Source organism: Micromonospora sp. NPDC000089 (assembly GCF_042899365.1).
Taxonomy (GTDB): domain Bacteria; phylum Actinomycetota; class Actinomycetes; order Mycobacteriales; family Micromonosporaceae; genus Micromonospora.
The window spans coordinates 677,760-696,720 of the sequence record NZ_JBIAZT010000001.1 but is presented as its reverse complement, the minus strand read 5'-3'; the positions used below and the strand labels follow the sequence as shown (position 1 = coordinate 696,720).

Below are 18,961 nucleotides of genomic sequence, written 5' to 3'. Positions count from 1 at the left end.
TGTCCGGGGGCGGTCGGGCGGAGGTATTCGGAATCTAGGTGCCATCTTGGCTACCGAATTCGCGGCCCACAAGGCCTGTGGCGACTGTTTCCGTGCGGGTGGTTCTCGTCTACGCTGCCGGCGTGGAGCCGACAGCCTTCTTCGTCGCCGGCCGCCCCGCGCACGGTTCGGGCGAGCTGACCGTCACCCATCCGTACGACGGCCGGGCGGTGGGGCGTACCACCCTCGCCACCGCCGACCAGGTCGAGGCCGCGGTCGCGGCGGCGGCCGACGTGGCGGCGGAGGCCGCGGCCCTGCCCGCGCACGTCCGGGCGGCGGCGCTGGACCACGTGTCGAGACGGCTCGCGGAACGGGCCGACGAGGTCGCCGCCCTGATCACGGCCGAGAACGGCAAGCCGATCAAGTGGGCCCGGGCCGAGGTGGGGCGGGCGGTGTCGACGTTCCGCTGGGCGGCGGAGGAGGCGCGCCGCTTCTCCGGTGAGCTGCAACGGCTGGACACCGACCCGGCGGCGACCGGGCGGATCGCGCTGGTACGGCGGGCGCCGCGCGGGCCGGTGCTGGGCATCGCCCCGTTCAACTTCCCGCTGAACCTGGTGGCGCACAAGGTGGCCCCGGCCATCGCGGTCGGCGCGCCGATCATCGTGAAGCCGGCCCCGGCCACGCCGCTGACGGCGCTGCTGCTGGGCGAGATCCTGGCCGAGACGGCGCTGCCGGCGGGGATGTTCTCGGTGCTGCCGCTGCCCAACGAGCGGGCCGCCGACCTGGTCGCCGACCCGCGACTGCCGGTGGTGTCGTTCACCGGCTCCGGCCCGGTCGGCGCGGCGATCCGCCGGCAGGTGCCGGAGAAGCACGTGACGCTGGAGCTGGGCGGCAACGCGGCGGCGGTGATCTGCGCCGACTGGGCGGCCGACGAGGACCTGACCTTCGCCGCGCACCGAATCGCCACCTTCGCCAACTACCAGGCCGGGCAGTCCTGCATCGCGGTGCAGCGGGTCTTCGTCCACGAGTGGCTCTACGACGGCTTCCTGCCGCGGCTGGTCGCGGCCGTGCAGGAGCTGCGCACCGGTGACCCCGCGTCGGACCTGACCGACGTGGGGCCGCTGGTGTCCGTCGCCGCCGCCGAGCGGGTCGAAGCCTGGGTCGACGAGGCGGTCGCGGCCGGCGGCACCCTCGAGGTGGGCGGCCGGCGCGACGGCGCCAGCTATCCGCCCACCGTGCTGTCCGGGGTGCCGGCCGACGCCAAGGTGTGCGCCGAGGAGGTCTTCGGGCCGGTGCTCGTGGTGGCGCGGGTCCCGGACGACGACGCGGCGTTCGCCGCGGTGAACGACTCGGCGTACGGGCTGCAGGCCGGGGTGTTCACGCGCAGGCTGGACGTCGCGTTCGCCGCCGCGCGGACCCTGGAGGTGGGCGGGGTGATCGTCGGGGACGTGCCGTCGTTCCGCGCCGACCAGATGCCGTACGGCGGGGTGAAGGGCAGCGGCGTCGGGCGGGAGGGCGTGCGCTCGGCGATGGCGGACTACACGGAGGAGCGGGTGCTGGTGCTGACCGGGGTGCGCCTGTAGGCGGCTGTCCTCGTTGCCCTCCTGGCTCGGTGCTGTTCGCGGTTCGTCTCGGCGCGTCGTGGTCGGTGATGGATCTGCTCTTGAGCGGTATGACGCAGAGGCATGAATATGCCTCTGCGTCATATTGCGCGCCCCCGTCAGCGGTCTACGGCCTGGACCCGGACGATTGCGAGCTGATGTTCGAGGAGTTCTCGGCGGCCTGGGCCTGACCGTCACCAGGTGCCGTCGTCGCGCACCCGGGCGGGGGCCCGGCCGAGCAGGAGCGTGGTGAGGGCGTCGTCGATGTCCTCCCCGAGGAACCACTCACCTGCCTGGTCGAGGGCGAAGATCCGGCCGCGCTCGTCGACGGCGAGGATGCTGTCCTGCCGCTCCGAACCGATCGGGAAGAGGCGTACGCCGAGGACGGCCCCGAAGTCGGCGAGGGTGTCGGCGGTGTGTGCGGCATGCAGTGGATCGATGGAGAACCACGAGATCCACACCTGCTGCCCAGGACCGCGGCGACCGCTGACGAGCCCCGGGAACTTGCTCAGGGTGGCCTGGGCCGCCGTAAGACTCGGGTGTTCATGCTGCTCGCTCGTCACCTCAAGCGCCTCGCGAATTGCCATCAGCGCAAGGCCTTCATCCCCGCGACTGGGCCGCCATCCAGCCTCTACCAGGGAGTTTGCAACCTCTGGCGGGAAGCGATCGGGTTCAGGTGAGTCGTGGGGCTGCGACTTCCGCTCTACGGTAAAGGCGCTGTCGGACCACCCGACAACCCCGAAGTGGACCAGCATGTTGACGCACGAATCGCATGGGCGTTCGGCTACGCCTGCGGCCGGGTCGTTTCTCTCCCGCACCCGAAAGACTTGTAGGGGAGCAGCGAACAGCAGGGGTTCTGCCTCGCGCATTGTCAGCGGCGGTTGGCCGGCGGCGGCGCGGCGGTGGTCGTACTCGTGGAGGACGTCGGACACGACTATCAGCTCGGCGTGGCGGCCCCCACCGCGGACCAGATGGCCCGGGGGGAGCTCGTCGAGGTAGGCGCGGACCAGCGGGTGGTGGTTCAGCTCGATGTCGCCCTTGGCGCCCTGGGCGATGAACGTCCGGCCCTCGACGGTGAGGTGCGCGACGGTTGTCGGGGTGGGCAGCCGGCGGATCTCGCGCAGCAGTTGGCTGGCCGGATCGACGGTGCGCGGGGCGGGAGCGCCGGTGGGCCGGCTGCGGCGGTACATCTGCTCGACCACCGGGGTCGGTACGCGTGGCCAGGTGGTGACCTCGCCGGTCTCCTTGTCGACCACGGTGGTCGGCAGGTCGCCGGGAACGGTCGCCGCATCGGTGGACACAGTGGACCGGATCACGTACCCGAGGTCGAACTCGTCAATGGTCGGTCGGCACTCGTAGCCGAGGCGTTGCGAATCCCGACGGGCCCAGACGGTCGCGAGCTGCTCGGCCTGTTGGCGATCGATCACGGCTCGAAACTACCGGACCCCACGGATCCGTGGCGCCCGGTATGGTTCGCCTGACTGACGGTGACCGGGGAGGGCGACGTTGGCCGAGAGGGCAGACCGGGACGCGAACCGTGCGCTCCGCGCGCGCTTCGACGAGGTGCACGGTCAGTATCAGCAGCTGCGGTCCGGGTTGGACGAATTACAGGTCCGGCTCGCCGAGCTTCGGGTGACCGAGCGCTCCGACGATGGCCGGGTGACCGCCACCGTGGGAGCCCGGGGTGAGCTGGTGTCGGTGGAGCTCGACCCTGCCATCTACCAGGATCGGGATCATCACGCGCTCGGGCGGAAGATCACCACCACGGTCCTGCGGGCCACCACTGCCGCGACCGCCGCCACCCAGGAGCTGGTCGCGGGCTACCTGCCGGCCGGCTCGGGCTCGGTGGAGTTCCTGCGTACGGGGGACTTCGGTGCCCTGCTGGGCCGGGCCGACGCGGTGTTCCGGGGCGAGGGCGAGCGGCATGGCTGAGGGGCAGCTCTGGCTCGATCCGGAGCGCGCCCGGCGCGGCGGCGAGGATCTTCGGCTCGCGGGCGAAGCGATCGGCGCTCGTCGCAGCTCGGTCGGTGGCGCGATCGCCGCGGCGAGCGCGCAGCGGCCCTGGGGTCGGGACGACATCGGTGCCGCGTTCGAGAAGCAGTATCGCGGCTACGAGGAGATGCTGTTGCGCGCCTGGGAGCAGGTCGGACGGGCCGTCACCGGCCTGGGCGGCGATGCCGTCGTCTCCGTGAACGGCAATGTCGAGACGGATCTCGCGAGCGGGCAGCGCCTCGACGGGGTTTCCGGCCGGCACGGTCACCAGCGCTGATCGACGGGGGCAGCCGTGACGGTGTTACCGAGTCCCATTCCGCATCCGCTCGACTTCTGCCCGTGGGACCTGCCGGGTTGGGTCTACGAGGCGCTCGACTGGGTCATCGGCGTGGAGTGGCCCGAGGGCGACGAGCGTGCCGTATGGGATGTCGCCGACCAGTGGTACGGCGTTCCCGACGCCCTGGTCGGGCCGCGGGACGACGCGCACGCCGCCGCCGGTGACGTGCGCAGCGGGTACGGCGGCATCGGGGCGGTCGCCGAGGCGTTCGACACGGCCTGGCGCCGGGTCGCCGAGGGTGACGAGGCGCCGTTGCCGGTGTTGATCGCCGTCGCCGCCGACCTCGGTCGCCTGGTGGAGGAGTGCGGCTGCGACATCGAGGGGGCCAAGCTCGAGGTCTGGATCGAGCTGGGCATCCTCGTCGTCGAACTGGTGTCGTTGGCCGTGGCGGCCGTGCTGACCGCCGGCGCCGCCTCACCCGCGGCCGGCGCGGCGATCACCGCCACCCGGTTCGTCGTCCAGCAGATCTTCAAGCGGCTGATGGCCCAGCTCGCCAAGAAGGCGCTGAAGCAGGGGCTGAAGGAGGCCGGCGAGCGAGCTGCCAAGGAGTTGGCCAAGGACGGGGCGCGGGGGCTCGCCCGGCGGGCGGTCAGGGCCGGGCTGTTCGAGGCCGGTGAGGAAGCCGGGGTCAGCCTCGCCACGCAGGCGTACCAGAACGGCACCGGTCGGGGCCACGGCCTGGACCTGGCGGACGTCGGAGCCTCCGCGCTCGGCGGGTTCGCCGGCGGTACGGTCGCTCCGCTGGCCGGCCTGGGTCGGCATGCCACCGGCCGGTGGGGTAAGGCGGGCGAACACCTCGGTCGGGAAATGACCGGGGAGACGCTGGCCGAAACGGCTGCGGGGTTCGCCACGGGCCAGGGGCTCGGGTCGCTGGAGGACACCGCCCGCGCGGCGGTCTCCGGGGTCAGCGGCTCCGCGACCGGCCAGGTGGACGAGGCACTGCATCACCGTCTCGAGGACCGGCTGCACTCGCTCGCCGTGCCGATCACCACCGACCTGCCCGTGCCGCCGCCTCCGCCCGCGACTCTCGGATCAGGCGGAAGCTCGACGGCGGTCGGGCCAGACCACGCCGGAGCGGGCGGCGACCACCCGCGGCCGACCGGATCCCGCGCGGACATGGGTCCCTCGATTGCCGTCCCCGAGCACGCCATGAGCCCCGTCGACCACAACTCGTCCCCGGTCGTGGGGGCGGCGGTTGCGCTCGACGGAGGGTTGCCGGCGAAGGCGGACCTCGGACCGGGTCCGTTGGCCGATGGATCTGTGGCGGCGGCTGGGAACGCGGGCCATCACGTGCCAGATCAGCAGGGCGGTCCGATGCTTTCGGAGAGTCCCGTGCCGGCTCACCAATCCGGCCCGATGGCCCCCTCCGTCGGGCTGGAGACCGCCTCGGCAAGTTCCGCGACCGCAGATTCGGCGCGGACGTCCGGGGGCCTCACGCTCACCTCGACAGCGGTCAGCAGCGCTGCCGGGGTGGTCGGTCCGTCGAGCGAGGTGGCCCCGGGGCCCGGGCCGCAGTCGGCTGCGGTACCGAACGGGACCGTTCATGGCGTCAACGGTGGTGCGAACCCGAGCAGCCCACATCCGGTGCTCAACACGGCGCCGCCCGCGTCGTCGCCAGCTCCGGTCGGCGGCGGCGGAGCGGGTGGGCAGTCGGCCTCGCCGGCCTGGGCGCGGGAGGGGGCGGCGGCTGCCTCGCCACACCGGATGTCGGCCCTGACGCAGACCGTGCCGCCGGTCCACCAGCAGCCCGGGGCGGTTGGCGATGGTGATCGCGGGCCGGCACCGCGCCATCCGAGGTTTCCACTGCTGGAGGCGCTTGCTCCGACGCCGACGACGTCATCGGGCGGCGATGTTCCCCCGCTCTCTCCGCCCCCGCCGAGGCCGCACGACGCGCCACCACGGCGGCGGCACCCGGAGTGGGACGCGGCCAGGGCGGCAGAGCGGGAAGCCTTCGACCGACGCCGCTACCAGGGAAACTTCGAAGCGCAACGACGCTGGTTCGAGGACAAGCGTCGTTCAGACGAGGCGGCTCACCGGGAGAGCTTTGCCGCCTGGCACGAGGCAAATGCTCGACGCGCTACGCAGCAAGCAATCGAGATGCAGCGTGATGATCGCATCGAGATGGCCAGCTGGTTCCGGAAGCTCGCCGTCGATGAGCTGCAAGAGGCCAAATACCAGCGGGACCTTGCCGCGGACACGCTCGCCGGGGCAATCGTGCCGGAGACGGTCGCGGTGTCGGATCCAGCAGACTTCGATCGCCTCAACGAGGACGTCGCGGAATTCGCGCTCGGCGCAGTGGAGACCACCGACGTCTCCGCGCTGACCGGGGACGACGATCCGCCGCCGATCGACCGTTCACGCCGTTACGGGCAGGTCGGCGGGTTGCGGCCGCCATTGGCGCTGCACCAGACCGACCTCGAACGAGAGATGCCGCGAAGTCCCGACGGAACCGTCGTGCGGACCGCGGACCCTCGCCTCGGGGGTTGGTTCGAGCTGGCGAACGACGGTGGGCCGAGGGCCGACGCGACCCGGGGCATCAACTGCCTCGACTGCACGCTCTCCCTATACGACACGTGGGTGCACGGCCGGCCGCGAGTCTCCGCGCCGCGTACCTTCGATGGTTATCTGCACGGAGATGTCGACCGACCGATCATGGGCGAGCACGACGGCCCTCGACGGGTCGAGGAGGTGACCGGCGGGCGGTTCCAACGTCTGACGGCGCCACCGGTCGAGGGCCCGTTGCCGCCGCCCGCCGAGATGGCCCGAGCCGTGGATCGCGGCTACCGCAACCTTCGCGACCAGCTGAAGATCGGCGGTCATGGCAGCTATGCCTTCCTGGTCACCGAGTGGAAGGGCGGCGGATCGCATGCCTGGGTGGCGCTCAATCAGAACGGGACCGTGCTCTTCCTCGATCCCCAGAACGGGACGCTGGCGGACCGTCCGCTCTACGGCCACGACGGCACACCGGAGGACGGCAATGTCGTAGCCGTGGACGTATTGATCCTCGGCGGCGATGGGCTGCCGATGCCGCTGGGCGGACTGGCTCGTGGACGCTGGAGCGTCCTTCCCGATCTGCCCAACTACCCGCCCGCCCCGGACGACCATCACGGCCACGGCGACCCGTACCTGAACCGAATGCACCTCCTTGAGGGCCCGGCAGGCGGGCAGTCGGATGGTGCTGCGGAAAGTCCGGATGGCACAACGAACTCGGCGGATAAGTCGGTCCTGTGGGCGCAGACCTCACCGGATGAACGACAGGCGTTGGAGAGTCTTCACGCAAACGCCACGGTCCTCGCCGACCGCGTCGAGAGCGCCCTCGCCTCGACCGGTGAGCGGGTGTCGGAAGCGGTTGGAGGCCCGTTGGAGCTGCGGGACAAGGAGTTCCGGCTGAAAAGCCTGGATTCGCTTGTCCGAAAGTTCCTTGATGAAGCTGCTGCGGTTGGCTTGTCAGTGGAGGACTTCGCGCGCGACGTCAATGACGTGCTGCGGTTCTGTATGGTCGTTCCCTCTGGTCAGGAGTATGGCTTGGCGGTCGCCCTGATACTGGACGATCTGCGAAGTAGCGGCTTCGAGGTGGCCGACCGCTCGTGCAAGAATTTCTGGCGTTCCGGTAACCGCTTCTATGGCTTCAACTGCACGATCCGGTCTCCGGAGGGGCAGTTGTTCGAGCTCCAGATCCACACGGAGGCCTCGAGGTCCGCCTGGCAGGCCACGCATGATGCGTACGAGGTTCTGCGGCGTTCCTCTCGATCCCCCGCGAGCAGAGTTCACGCCTTTCTCGAGATGCTGTCCATGAACCGAAGGATGGGCATGCCGGAGGAGGTGCTCGCGGATCTTGCCGATCGCTTTCCGGCCAAGGATGCTAGCTTTGGCAAGTGGATCCACGGCAACAAGGGTGTGTGGCAGGAATTTCTGAACGATCTCGCTGCTGAGGGGCGCGGCTTTGCCGAGCTGACACGTCGTTACGGGTTGACGGCGAAGGACTTCCCCATATCCCCCGACTTGCTGGACAAAATGGAGCAGGCGAGTGTTGAGCTACTACGTTCTGTACCGCGCGGATGACAAGGCCCATCCGGCCGGCTTGTTCATCGTCGGCCCGGCAACCGGCGACGCCATCCTTTGGGACCATCGCAAAGGCGCGTGGGTCTACAACCCTGACTTGGTGATCCGATTCCTGGACGACCACCAGAACTTTGACCGCTACCAGCAGGTGGAGCGCAGTCAAGCGGAGCTGGTCGCGGCACGCATTGGTGGCGGTATCGATCTTCCTGATCCTGCATCAGTAGAGATGATCTTCGCAAGTCGGGGAGATCGATAGGTCACGCAGGCTCAATTGTGGCCGACCGGCGCGTCGGGCGGTCGGTGCCTAGAGTCGGGTCATGAGCACCGACGAGCGCGTACGGGCCTGGCTGCGTGAGCGGGGAGCCGAGCGGATCGCGCATCCCGGGGGCAACCTCTACGTCCATCTCTGCCGAGTCAGCGAGCGGCTCGCCGCGCTCGGGTGCGGCGCCGAGGTGCAGGCGGCCGGCCTGACCCACGCGGCCTACGGGACGGACGGCTTCCGGGTCGCCCTGCTCGACTGGACCGACCGGGTCGTGCTGCGCGATCTGGTCGGCGCCGAGGCCGAGGAGTTGGTCTATCTGTACGGCGCCTCCGACCGTGACCGCACCTGGCCGGCGCTGCCGACGACCGGAACGGTGTACGACCGCTTCACGCAAGAGGCCACGACGCCGAGTGCGGCCCAGCTCCGGTCGTTGGTGGACCTCAGCATCGTCAACGAGCTGGACCTGCTGGAGCAGGACCCGTCGGTGGCCGACACCCACGGCGACTACTTCCGGCGGCTGTTCGCCTCGTGGGAGCCGTTGGCGTCCGAGCGGGTCATCCGCGACGCGCAACGGGTGCTGTCGTTCTGACCCTCGCGCACCGGTTCTGTCCGCAGCTGACCGGCCGGCCAACCTCACAGCTGCGGACAGCCGGGCGGGCGGGGGCTGCCGGTCCCAGTGATGCGATCGGCTACGTCTTCGGGGCTTGATCCGTCACGTAGACGCCCTTGCCCTGCTGGCCGTCGAGAAGACCTTCCGCCTTCAACAGAAGCATCGCGGTGCGGATGACCGTTCCACTCACGTTGTAGTGCTCGCACAGCGCGCTGAACGACGGCAGCTTGTCACCCGGCTTGAGTTCACCCGAGGTGATCTGGCCGCGGATATCGCGGACTACCCGTACGTACGCAGGTTCGGACATCGGTGGTGCTCCCAGCTTGGCGGCTGGGACAAGCAGACCACACCGCACAGGGCACTTACAACACAATGTGCCACGGCGCTTGACGCTAAGTACATTGTATCTTAAGTTGCTCGTGGGGTTGCTGAGCTTGGCGGCTGGGTGCCCCGCCGTGGGTGTTCGGCCTGGTCCCCCGGCCGGCACGGGCACCCGCGGCACCGTCCGGGCGACGTGGCGGGGAGGGCTGGTGGGCGATCAGCGGCGCGGTCTCCGCCGGCAGGGGACCGACCTTCGGGAGCGGGATGCGGGTACCACGGAACGAGCGGCATGAGACCCCGTCGGGTCAGCTACGAGGAGTACCTCGTGGCGGTGGCGATGACGCTGGCCCGCCGGCACCGGCCGGTCTGGTGCTGGCGCCGATGGCGGCGGGTGTGCCGGTGCGGCGCGGAGTTGCCCTGCCGGGCCCGCCACCGCATCCCCATCAACCGGGGGCACTGGCCGGAGCCGGGGCCCGAGCAGGAGCGCCCATCGCCGACCAGGTGATGTGGCTCGTCCTCGCGGTGCACCTGAGCGGGCCCGACGGCATGTGCGTCGGGTGCTGGGCGTGGTGGGGGAGGCTGTCGCCGTACCCCTGTTGGCAGGTGGACTGGGCGACCAGCCGGCAGGCGCGGTCGCGGACCGCGCGGTTCCTCGGTGGCGTGCGGTGACCACCCACGGGCCGGTGCCGCCGACGTGGAGCTGTGGCGGCTGCGGCCTGCCCTGGCCGTGCGAGACCCGGCGGCGGGAGTTGCGCGCCGAGTTCGATCGGGCGCCGGTCTCGCTGGCCCTCTACATGGGATCCCACCTGGTCTCGGCGGCGGCGGACCTGGCCTGGCTGCCGGCCGGCGCGCTGCACCGGCGGTTCCTGGGGTGGGTGCGCTGAGCCGACGCGGAGCGGCGCGAATTTCTCTTGCGCGTCGGCGGTGGCTGGGCGAGGGTCGGCACATGACTGACCCGCACGGCGAGGCCGACCTGCCCGCCCGCACCTTCGGCTCGGGCAACATGTTCGTCGATTCGAAGGACGATCCCCGGTCGCCGGGCGGCTTCACCGACGAGCGCCGCCTGCTGGTCGAGTACCTGCGCGACTACCGGCTCACCCTCGAGATGAAGTGTGCCGACCTGGACGCCGAGGGGCTCGCCCGGCGCAGCGTGCCGCCGTCGAACATGTCGCTGCTCGGGCTGGTGCGGCACCTGACGGACGTGGAACGGCACTGGTTCCGGCAGGTCATGGCGGGGGAGGACACCCCCCGGATCTACCGCACCGAGACGGATCGGGACGGCGACTTCAACGGCGCGGTAGCCGACCCGGCGGCGGTCGAGCAGGCCTGGGCCGCCTGGCGGGCCGAGATCGGGTACGCGGAGCGCTTCGTCGCCGACGCCGCCGACCTGGACGTCAAGGGCACCCACGACGGCGGGGAGATCACCCTGCGCGAGGTCCTGGTGCACATGATCGAGGAGTACGCCCGGCACTGCGGGCACGCCGACCTGCTCCGCGAGCGCATCGACGGCCGGGTGGGCCAGTGACGGGCCGGCTCGACCGCGCGAACGAGGCGTACCAGCGGGCGGTCTTCGGCGGTGACGCCGCCGTGCTCGGCGAGGCCGAGCGGGAACTGAACGGTGTGGAGGCCGATCTCGCGCTGGCCCGCGGGCGGCTCCTGCACGCCCGGTTCCTCGACGACCAGAGCGAGGACCCACGTGAGCTGCCGCTCTTCGAGCGGGCCGTCGCGCTCTACCGGGAACTCGGCGACGCCCGTGGCGAGGGCGAGGCGCTGTTCTGGGTCGGCTGTGTCCACCAGGTGATCCGTCAGGACGAGGAGGCCGCCGCTCCGGCGTACGCGAGGGCCCGGGAGTTGGCTGCCCGCGTCGGTGATCGCCTGACGCTCTCCTACGTGCTGCGGCATCTGGCCTTCACCGATCTCGCCGCGGGGCACCTCGACACCGCACGGCAGTTGATGGAGGAGTCCACCCGCCTGCGCCGGGAGATCGGCTTCCAGCCGGGCGTCGCCGCGAACCTGGTGGCGCTGGCGTTCCTCGCGATCGAGGGTGACCGGCGGGAGGAGGCCCACACGTTGCTCCAGGAGGCTACGGAAACCGCCGAAGCGAGCGATGCGGTGGGCGTTCTTGGCTGGGTCGACGAGGCGCGGCAGGCCCTCGCCCGTTGACCCGCCGACGCCGGGTGGGCCGGTGACGGGCCGGGCTAGCATCGGGCGATGGCCGGCTCCCGTACCCCGATGTCCCGCTCCTCCGCCTGGATCGTCGGCCTGACGCTGGGCCTGATGATCGGCCTCGCCGCCTTTCGGAACGTCTCCGGCACCGCGTTCGGCATCGCGATCGGGACGGCGTTCGCGGTGGCCTTCGGCGCCACCCGCGACCGGGCCGAGCGCGACGGCGCCGACGACCCGTCGTGACCGGGCCAGGTGGGATCGGGTCGGTCGAGATCGGGTCGGTCGAGATCGGGTCGCCGGCGACGGTCGCCGAGGCGGTGGCCGTACAGGACCGGTTGCGGCCGCTGGTCGACCTGGTCGGGCCGGGACCGCGCCGGCCGGCGACGGTGGCCGGCCTCGACGTCGCGTACGCCGCGGGCGGTGACCTGCTCGCGGCGGCCGTCACCGTGCTCGACGGCGCGACGCTGGCCGTGGTCGACCGGGCCGTCGAGGTGGGCCGGCCGGCCTTCGACTACGTGCCCGGGCTGTTCGCGTTCCGGGAGCTGCCGGCGCTGGTCGCCGCGCTGCGCCGACTGACCACCCCGCCGGAGCTGCTGGTCTGCGACGGGCACGGGTTGGCCCACCCGCGCCGGTTCGGGTTGGCCTGCCACCTCGGGGTGGTCACCGGGCTGCCGACGATCGGGGTCGGCAAGACCCCGCTGGTCGGCGAGTGGACGGCGCCGGGTTCGCGCCGGGGGGACGGTAGCCCGCTGGTGCACCGGGGTGAGGTGGTCGGGCGGGTGCTGCGAACCCGGGACGGGGTGAAGCCGGTCTTCGTCAGCGTCGGGCACCGGATGAGTCTCGACAACGCGACCGCCCAGGTGCTGGCGCTGACCCCGCGCCACCGGCTGCCGGAGACCACCCGGACGGCGGACCGGCTCTGCCGCGACGCGCTGGCCACCGCCACTCGCGCCCGTTGACCAGCCCCGTCCGGGGGTAATGCGGCACACATACCGAGCGCTCTATGACCAGGGAACGTCCCGGCCCGGTAGTAACCTGACCGGCGGACCCGAACGGGGAGAGACGGTGAGGTGAACATGTCCGTGCGTCGGCACCTGGTGCGGCTGGCGGCGGCCGGCACGCTGCTGGGCGGCCTGCTGGTCGCCTCGTCGGCGCCGGCGTACGCGGCCGACGACCGGGTCGGCGTCCGCGCCTCGGGCAGCTTCTCCGCCGGCGGCTCCCCGGGCGGCGCCGCGATCGAGGTACGCAAGCGCACCGACGGCTGCGTGCTGCTGCGCACCGCGCTCGGGCTCCGCCTCGACGGGGTTACCGCCGAGCAGGTGCGGGTAGAGGTGAACGTGGGCGGTCGCTGGTTCCCGGTGCCGGTCTCCGGCGGCGGGGGCGAGCTCGTCACCTCCCGTACCTCGCCGGCGAATCCCACGTTGTGCAAGGGAAAGAGCATCACCGTGAAGTACCGGGTGGCGTTCCTCGCGGGCTCGCCCGGCGGCCGGCTCACCGTGGCCGGTGAGGCCACCACGGCCAACGGCCGCCTGCTCGGCCGGGCCGCCGACACGTCCCGGGTGGGCGGCGCCGTCGCCGCCCCGTCCTCGACCCCGACCCCCACCCCGTCCCGGAAGCCCAGCCCGACCCCGACCCCCAGCGCGGTGCCGACCGAGACCCCGGCGGCCACCACGGACGTGCCCACCCAGGCCGTCCTCGCCGGCCCGACCGGCCAGGCCACCGCCGACGCCGACCAGTCCTCCGGAGGATCCATGATCATGTTCTTCGGCATCGCCCTGGTCGCCGTCGGCGCCGGGCTGATCGCCCTGCTGATCCGCAACAACCGCAAGGACCGCGGGGAGAAGTTCGCCGCCGCCGGTCAGCCGGCCGTGCCGCTGCCGCGCAGCTCCGGCCCGACCACCTACCGCTCCGGCGGCGGGGTGCCGGGCGCGACCCCCGCGCCGGCCCCCTCGACGTACGGGCAGCAGCAGGCGCCCGCCCGCCCCGGTGGCCTGTACGGGGGCGCGGGCAGCTACCCGACCGTCACGCCCGGCCCGCGTTCCACCGGTGGCGTCTACGGCGCCCGGCCGACCTCCGCGCCGCCCGCGCAGGCGTTCCCGACCTCCGCGCCGCCCGCGCAGGGCCGGCCGACCTCGGCACCGCCGGCGCAGGGGCGTCCGGTCTCCGGGCCGCCGGCTGCGGCACCGGGCGGGGCCGGTGGCGGTGACGCGACGACGATCATGCCCCGCCTGCCCGGCTAGCAGGGGTCTGAGCGGACCGCTCCGATACGCTCAGGGTCGTTGACGGCCCGCTGGCGAGGAGCGAAACCGGTGTCTGACCTGTCCCAGATCGTGAAGGCGTACGACGTCCGGGGGACGGTGCCCGACCAGTGGGACGAGCGCACCGCCGAGGCCCTCGGGGCGGCCTTCACGCAGGTGCTCGACGCCACCGGCGAGCCCGGCGACTCGGTGCTCATCGCGCACGACATGCGGGCCAGCGGGCCGGCGCTGGCCGCCGCCTTCGCCGCCGGGGTGCGCGCCCAGGGGCGTTCGGTGATCGAGCTGGGCCTGGGCTCCACCGACCTGCTCTACTACGCCTCCGGCGCGCTCGACCTGCCCGGGGCGATGTTCACCGCCAGCCACAACCCGGCCCGGTACAACGGCATCAAGATGTGCCGCTCCGGCGCCCGCCCGATCGGGCAGGACAGCGGCCTGGCCGACATCCGGGACCGGGCCCAGGCCCTGCTCGACGCCGGTGACCGCCCGGCCGGTGCGCCGGCCGCCTCGGCCCAGCGCCGCGACCTGCTCGCCGACTACGCCGCGTACCTGCGCGGGCTGGTCGACCTGTCGGCGATCCGGCCGCTGAAGGTGGTGGTCGACGCCGGCAACGGGATGGGCGGCTACACCGTGCCCAGCGTGCTCGGCGACGCCGTCCTGCCCGCGCTGCCGCTGGAGATCGTCCCGCTCTACTTCGAGCTGGACGGCACCTTCCCCAACCACGAGGCCAACCCGCTGGACCCGAAGAACCTGGTCGACCTGCGGCGCGCCGTGGTCGAGCACTCGGCCGACATCGGGCTGGCCTTCGACGGCGACGCCGACCGCTGCTTCGTGATCGACGAGCGCGGCGAGCCGGTCTCCCCGTCCGCGATCACCGCCCTGGTCGCCGTCCGCGAGCTGGCCAAGCACCCCGGCTCCACGGTGATCCACAACCCGATCACCTCGCGCGCGGTGGCCGAGATCATCCGCGAGCACGGCGGCGTGCCGGTGGTGGCCCGGGTCGGCCACTCCTTCATCAAGGCCGAGATGGCCCGCACCAACGCGATCTTCGGCGGCGAGCACTCCGCGCACTACTACTTCCGGGACTTCTGGTTCGCCGACACCGGGATGCTCGCCGCCATGCACACCCTGGCCGCGCTGGGCGAGCAGTCCCAGCCGCTGTCGCTGCTGGCCAGCGTATACGAGCGGTACGTCGCCTCCGGCGAGATCAACTCCACGGTGGCCGACCAGGCGGCCCGGGTCGCCGAGGTGCGCGCGGCGTACCCGGACGCGAAAGTCGACGAGCTGGACGGGCTCACCCTGAGCTTCCCCGACGGCGCCTGGTTCAACCTGCGCGCGTCGAACACCGAGCCGTTGCTGCGGCTCAACGTGGAGGGCCCGACCGAGCAGCGGATGATCTCGCTGCGCGACGAGGTGCTGGAGCGGGTTCGCCGATAAGATCCCTGCGCCGGTCGGCACCGTCGGCCGACGAGACCGCACACGTGGAAGGAGCCGCACCGTGGCCCTGGACCCGCAGTTGCTCGAGATCCTCGCCTGCCCGGACACACACCACGCCCCGCTCGACTACGACGCGCAGGCGCAGACCCTGACCTGCACCGAGTGCGGCCGGATCTTCGAGGTACGCGACGACGTGCCGGTGCTGCTGCTCGACGAGGCCCGGGGCGGCCCGGAGGCGCGGCCGTGATCCAGCCGACCGGTGGCGTCAGCGGTCGCCGGGTGGCCGACGAGTCGGTCCTCGACGACCCGGACGCCTTCGCCGAGCACGACCCGGGCGGCATGCTGCGCTTCACCGCCTCGGCCGGGGCCCAGGTGCGGGAGTCCGCGGCGCTGGCCGCCGAGGCCAACCTGTCCCTGCTGGAGGACGACGGCCGCCCCCGGGCGGTGGTCATCGCCGGCATCGGCACCGCCGGTCGTACGGGTGACGTGCTGGCCACCGTCGCCGGGCCGCGCTGCCCGGTGCCGGTCATCCCGCACCGCAGCTCGGGTGTGCCCGGCTGGGTCGGCGCGGCGGACGTGGTGATCGCGGTCAGCGCGTCGGGCCGTAGCCCCGAGGCGCTCGGCGCGGCCGAGGCCGCGCACCGTCGCGGCGCCCGGCTGGTCGCGGTCGGTGCCCCCGACTCGCAGCTGCAGTCCGTGGCCGAGCGGGCCCGCGCGCCGTTCATCCCGGTGCCCCGGCGGGCACCCGCCCGGGCCAGCCTCTGGGCGCTCACCGTGCCGGTTCTGCTCGCCGCCCGTACGCTCGGCCTCGTGAAGGTCAACGAGGCGGATCTGGCGGAGACCGCGGCCCGGCTGGACGCCGACGCCGACCGGTGCCGGCCCACCGCCGAGTCCTTCGTCAACCCGGCGAAGTCGCTGGCCCTCGGGCTGGCCGGCTCGATCCCGATCGTCTGGGGCTCGTCCCCGCTGGCCACCGTGGCCGCCCGCCGGTTCGGCGACACGCTGTCGGCGAACGCCCGCTACCCGGTGGTGACCGGCGCGCTCGGCGAGGCCGGCCGGGGCCGGGTCGGTCTGCTGGACGGCGCCTTCGGGGGCCTGGTGGAGTCGGCGCGGGACATCTTCGCCGACGACGACGAGGCCGAGGCCGACCCGACCCGGCTGCGGCTGGTGCTGCTGCGCGACGGCGGCCTGAACGCCGACGACGACACCGACGAGCCGCTCGCCGTCGAGGAGCGCCGCGCCGACGCGGTGCAGACCCTCGCCGAGCGGCGCGGGGTGCGCTGCGACGTGGTCACCGCCGAGGGTGGCTCCGCGCTGGAGCGGCTCGCCTCGCTGATCGCGGTGCCGGACTTCGCGTCGATCTACCTGGCCGTGGCGCACGGTCTGGACCCGATGGCCGTGCCGGCCATCACCGAGATGAAGGAGCTGTCGAACCAGTGAACGATCGCAAGGTTGCCGTCGGGCGCGCGGGGATGAAGCGGTGAGCGCCAACGGCGGTACGAAGGCGATCATCGCCGCGCTGCTGGCCAATGTCGGCATCGCCGTCACCAAGTTCGTGGCGTTCCTGCTGACCGGCTCGTCGTCGATGCTGGCCGAGTCGATCCACTCGGTGGCCGACTCGGGCAACCAGGGTCTGCTGCTGCTCGGTGGCAAGCGGGCCAAGCGTGAGGCCACCCCGGAACACCCCTTCGGGTACGGCCGGGAGCGCTACATCTACGCGTTCATCGTGTCGATCGTGCTGTTCAGCCTGGGTGGCCTGTTCGCGCTCTACGAGGCGTACCACAAGGCGGCCGACCCGCACCCGATCGAGAACTGGCAGTGGGTGCCGATCGCGGTGCTGGTGGCGGCGATCGGGATGGAGGGCTTCTCCTTCCGGACCGCGATCAAGGAGTCCAACCACACCCGCGGCAGCCAGTCCTGGGTGAAGTTCATCCGCCGGGCCAAGGCGCCCGAGCTGCCGGTGGTGCTGCTGGAGGACTTCGGCGCGCTGATCGGTCTGGTCTTCGCGCTCTTCGGCGTCGGCCTGACGCTGATCACCGGCAACGGCATCTGGGACGCCGCCGGCACCGCGATGATCGGCGTGCTGCTGGTGGTCATCGCGATCGTGCTGGCCATCGAGACCAAGAGCCTGCTGCTCGGCGAGGGCGCCGACCCGAAGGATCTCGCGGCCATCGAGCGGGCCATCACCGGCGGGTCCGAGGTCGACCGGATCATCCACATGAAGACGCTCTACCTCGGCCCCGAGGAGCTGATGGTGGCGGCGAAGATCGGCGTCTCGCCCTGCGAGAACGCGCAGGACGTGGCGCGCGGCATCAACGCCGTCGAGCTGCGCATCCGCAAGGCCGTGCCGATCGCCCGGGTGATCTACCTGGAGCCGGACATCTACAGCCTGGCCGCCGATCGGGCCGGCACCGGCGCCGCGGCGCCCACCGCCGTACCGGATCCCGAGTCCACGGCCGCCGGGTCGCCGGGCACGGCCACCGAGCCGGGGCCCGCGGTGGACGCGACGGCCGGTCCGGGGGAGTCGGCCGGGCGGACCGGGAGCTGACGTGGAGCCGCTGACCGGACCGATCCGCGACTACGCCTGGGGGTCGCGCACCGCGATCGCCCAGCTGCAGGGGCGCCCGGTGCCCAGCGCCGGCCCGGAGGCCGAGCTGTGGCTGGGCGCCCACCCGGGCGCCCCGGCCACCGTGGAGCGGGCCGGCGACCGGGTGAGCCTGCTCGACCTGCTGACCGCCGAGCCGGGGCACTGGCTCGGCGAGCGGGTGGTCGACCGGTTCGGCGTACGGCTGCCGTTCCTGCTGAAGGTGCTCGCCGCGGACGCACCGCTGAGCCTGCAGGCCCACCCCGATCCCGAGCAGGCCCGGGCCGGGTACGCGGCGGACGAGGCGCGCACCGACGGGCGGCGCAACTACGTCGACCCGTACCACAAGCCGGAGCTGCTGGTCGCGCTCTCGCCGATGGCGGCGCTGTGCGGGTTCCGCGACCCGGCGGTCTCGGCGGCGGCGCTCGCCGGTTTCGGCGTACCCGCGCTCAAGCCGGTGTTGGACGCGCTGGGCGCCGGGCCGGCGGGCCTGCGCGAGGCGGTCCGGCTGCTGTTGACCTGGCCCGCCGAGCGGCGGGCCGGGCTGGTGGCGGACGCGGTGGCGGCGTCGGCCGACGGCCCGGACGCGGAGCTGGTGCGGGAGTTGGCGCAGGCGTACCCGGGCGACACCGGAGTGCTGGTGGCGCTGCTGCTGCACCACGTGCGGCTGGCGCCGGGGGAGGCGATCTGGATGCCGGCCGGCAACCTGCACGCCTACCTGCGCGGCACCGGGGTGGAGATCATGGCGGCCAGCGACAACGTGCTGCGCGGCGGGTTGACCCCCAAGCAGGTGGACGTGGACGAGCTGCTGCGGGTGCTCCGCTTCGAGGTGCTGGACGAGCCCGTGGTGACCGCCGAGCCGGCGGCACCCGGGGTGGTCCGCTGGCCGGTGCCGATCGAGGATTTCGCCCTGCGCCGGGTGACGGTGGACGGTGCGACGCCGTCGGTGACATTGCCGCTGCCGGGGCCGCGGGTGGTGCTCTGCGCCACCGGCGAGGTGACGGTGGACGACGGCTCCGGCCCGGTGACCCTCACGCCGGGGCGGGCGGCGATCGGCGCGGCGGCGGCCGGGCCGCTGGTGGTCGCCGGCACCGGCGAGGCGTACGTGGCGACCGCGGGTCTGCGCTGAGCCGACCACGACGGCGCTGAACCCGCGACACAAGTCCGACTTTCCCGATTTGCTTGACGCGCTCCTCGCGGAATGTGACTCTATCCGTACGTAGCGTTGTCGCGACGAAGGTCCGGCGGCGCGCGCGGGGGAACCAAACCGGGGGGATGCACGGGGTGGCCGGCGTGGGCGGATTTCCGTCCCGCACCGACCGCCCCGTGCGCATGTCGTCGATGCCGATCCGCGT

Annotated in this window: 21 protein-coding genes; 19 read left to right on the top strand and 2 right to left on the bottom strand. The window is 72.4% G+C overall.

Annotation, left to right across the window (positions count from 1 at the left end; translation table 11 throughout):
* Positions 1-122: 122 nt before the first annotated feature.
* Entirely contained in the window at positions 123-1,562 is a 1,440-nt protein-coding gene (locus ACFY3U_RS03320; protein WP_387194033.1) for an aldehyde dehydrogenase family protein, read from the top strand.
* Between the two features lie 29 nt (positions 1,563-1,591).
* Positions 1,592-1,771, top strand: coding sequence for a hypothetical protein (locus ACFY3U_RS03315; RefSeq protein WP_387194030.1), 180 nt, complete (start codon positions 1,592-1,594; stop codon positions 1,769-1,771).
* Between the two features lie 3 nt (positions 1,772-1,774).
* Here the strand turns inward: ACFY3U_RS03315 and ACFY3U_RS03310 are convergent, their stop codons facing one another.
* Positions 1,775-3,007 carry an SUKH-3 domain-containing protein gene (locus ACFY3U_RS03310; protein ID WP_387194027.1) on the bottom strand — a complete coding sequence of 411 codons (1,233 nt, stop codon included), beginning with the start codon at positions 3,005-3,007 and terminating at the stop codon, positions 1,775-1,777.
* A gap of 79 nt (positions 3,008-3,086) precedes the next feature.
* Between ACFY3U_RS03310 and ACFY3U_RS03305 the strand changes: the two genes are divergently transcribed.
* From ACFY3U_RS03305 to ACFY3U_RS03285, 5 genes are all read left to right on the top strand, one after another.
* On the top strand, positions 3,087-3,512 hold the full coding sequence (locus ACFY3U_RS03305; protein ID WP_387194024.1) for a YbaB/EbfC family nucleoid-associated protein: 426 nt from the start codon (positions 3,087-3,089) through the stop codon (positions 3,510-3,512).
* A complete protein-coding gene (locus ACFY3U_RS03300) occupies positions 3,505-3,849 on the top strand; it encodes a hypothetical protein (RefSeq protein WP_387194021.1) in 345 nt (114 codons plus the stop codon). The genes ACFY3U_RS03305 and ACFY3U_RS03300 overlap by 8 nt, the downstream gene beginning before the upstream one ends.
* A 15-nt stretch (positions 3,850-3,864) precedes the next feature.
* Positions 3,865-7,971, top strand: coding sequence for a toxin glutamine deamidase domain-containing protein (locus ACFY3U_RS03295; RefSeq protein WP_387194018.1), 4,107 nt, complete (start codon positions 3,865-3,867; stop codon positions 7,969-7,971).
* Positions 7,937-8,227 (top strand): hypothetical protein, encoded by a 291-nt coding sequence (locus tag ACFY3U_RS03290; RefSeq protein ID WP_387194015.1) that lies wholly within the window; start codon positions 7,937-7,939, stop codon positions 8,225-8,227. The genes ACFY3U_RS03295 and ACFY3U_RS03290 overlap by 35 nt, the downstream gene beginning before the upstream one ends.
* 61 nt (positions 8,228-8,288) lie before the next feature.
* Positions 8,289-8,822, top strand: coding sequence for a DUF6817 domain-containing protein (locus ACFY3U_RS03285; protein ID WP_387194012.1), 534 nt, complete (start codon positions 8,289-8,291; stop codon positions 8,820-8,822).
* A 100-nt stretch (positions 8,823-8,922) separates the two neighbouring features.
* Here the strand turns inward: ACFY3U_RS03285 and ACFY3U_RS03280 are convergent, their stop codons facing one another.
* The gene (locus tag ACFY3U_RS03280) at positions 8,923-9,150 is read right to left on the bottom strand and encodes a winged helix-turn-helix domain-containing protein (RefSeq protein ID WP_387194009.1); all 228 of its coding nucleotides are present in this window, start codon (positions 9,148-9,150) and stop codon (positions 8,923-8,925) included.
* A 303-nt stretch (positions 9,151-9,453) separates the two neighbouring features.
* On the opposite strand from ACFY3U_RS03280, the gene ACFY3U_RS03275 reads away from it, so the two are divergent.
* From ACFY3U_RS03275 to manA, 12 genes are all read left to right on the top strand, one after another.
* Positions 9,454-9,669: a hypothetical protein gene (locus tag ACFY3U_RS03275; protein ID WP_387194006.1), complete on the top strand. Its 216-nt coding sequence runs from the start codon at positions 9,454-9,456 to the stop codon at positions 9,667-9,669.
* A 160-nt stretch (positions 9,670-9,829) separates the two neighbouring features.
* A complete protein-coding gene (locus ACFY3U_RS03270) occupies positions 9,830-10,048 on the top strand; it encodes a hypothetical protein (RefSeq protein ID WP_387194003.1) in 219 nt (72 codons plus the stop codon).
* A 62-nt stretch (positions 10,049-10,110) separates the two neighbouring features.
* Positions 10,111-10,689, top strand: coding sequence for a DinB family protein (locus ACFY3U_RS03265; RefSeq protein WP_387194000.1), 579 nt, complete (start codon positions 10,111-10,113; stop codon positions 10,687-10,689).
* On the top strand, positions 10,686-11,327 hold the full coding sequence (locus ACFY3U_RS03260) for a tetratricopeptide repeat protein (RefSeq protein WP_387193997.1): 642 nt from the start codon (positions 10,686-10,688) through the stop codon (positions 11,325-11,327). Before ACFY3U_RS03265 ends, ACFY3U_RS03260 begins: the two co-directional genes overlap by 4 nt.
* A gap of 48 nt (positions 11,328-11,375) precedes the next feature.
* Complete coding sequence (locus tag ACFY3U_RS03255) at positions 11,376-11,573, top strand: hypothetical protein (protein WP_387193994.1); 198 nt, start codon at positions 11,376-11,378, stop codon at positions 11,571-11,573.
* Positions 11,570-12,289 (top strand): endonuclease V, encoded by a 720-nt coding sequence (locus tag ACFY3U_RS03250; RefSeq protein WP_387193992.1) that lies wholly within the window; start codon positions 11,570-11,572, stop codon positions 12,287-12,289. Before ACFY3U_RS03255 ends, ACFY3U_RS03250 begins: the two co-directional genes overlap by 4 nt.
* Before the next feature lie 117 nt (positions 12,290-12,406).
* Positions 12,407-13,570 carry a hypothetical protein gene (locus ACFY3U_RS03245; protein ID WP_387193989.1) on the top strand — a complete coding sequence of 388 codons (1,164 nt, stop codon included), beginning with the start codon at positions 12,407-12,409 and terminating at the stop codon, positions 13,568-13,570.
* 69 nt (positions 13,571-13,639) lie between these two features.
* Complete coding sequence (locus ACFY3U_RS03240; RefSeq protein ID WP_387193986.1) at positions 13,640-15,022, top strand: phosphomannomutase/phosphoglucomutase; 1,383 nt, start codon at positions 13,640-13,642, stop codon at positions 15,020-15,022.
* Between the two features lie 61 nt (positions 15,023-15,083).
* A complete protein-coding gene (locus ACFY3U_RS03235; protein WP_387193983.1) occupies positions 15,084-15,269 on the top strand; it encodes a Trm112 family protein in 186 nt (61 codons plus the stop codon).
* Entirely contained in the window at positions 15,266-16,462 is a 1,197-nt protein-coding gene (locus tag ACFY3U_RS03230; RefSeq protein ID WP_387193980.1) for an SIS domain-containing protein, read from the top strand. Before ACFY3U_RS03235 ends, ACFY3U_RS03230 begins: the two co-directional genes overlap by 4 nt.
* Before the next feature lie 40 nt (positions 16,463-16,502).
* Complete coding sequence (locus tag ACFY3U_RS03225) at positions 16,503-17,570, top strand: cation diffusion facilitator family transporter (RefSeq protein WP_387193976.1); 1,068 nt, start codon at positions 16,503-16,505, stop codon at positions 17,568-17,570.
* Position 17,571: 1 nt separating this feature from the next.
* A complete protein-coding gene (gene manA / locus ACFY3U_RS03220) occupies positions 17,572-18,735 on the top strand; it encodes a mannose-6-phosphate isomerase, class I (RefSeq protein ID WP_387193973.1) in 1,164 nt (387 codons plus the stop codon).
* Positions 18,736-18,961 lie beyond the last annotated feature (226 nt).

Coding starts and splice junctions, on each gene's coding strand:
- ACFY3U_RS03300 (WP_387194021.1), top strand. CDS start 3,505: ATGGCTGAGGGGCAGCTCTGGCTCGATCCGGAGCGCGCCCGGCGCGGC.
- ACFY3U_RS03280 (WP_387194009.1), bottom strand. CDS start 9,150: ATGTCCGAACCTGCGTACGTACGGGTAGTCCGCGATATCCGCGGCCAG.
- ACFY3U_RS03275 (WP_387194006.1), top strand. CDS start 9,454: ATGAGACCCCGTCGGGTCAGCTACGAGGAGTACCTCGTGGCGGTGGCG.
- ACFY3U_RS03255 (WP_387193994.1), top strand. CDS start 11,376: ATGGCCGGCTCCCGTACCCCGATGTCCCGCTCCTCCGCCTGGATCGTC.
- ACFY3U_RS03245 (WP_387193989.1), top strand. CDS start 12,407: ATGTCCGTGCGTCGGCACCTGGTGCGGCTGGCGGCGGCCGGCACGCTG.
- ACFY3U_RS03265 (WP_387194000.1), top strand. CDS start 10,111: ATGACTGACCCGCACGGCGAGGCCGACCTGCCCGCCCGCACCTTCGGC.
- ACFY3U_RS03285 (WP_387194012.1), top strand. CDS start 8,289: ATGAGCACCGACGAGCGCGTACGGGCCTGGCTGCGTGAGCGGGGAGCC.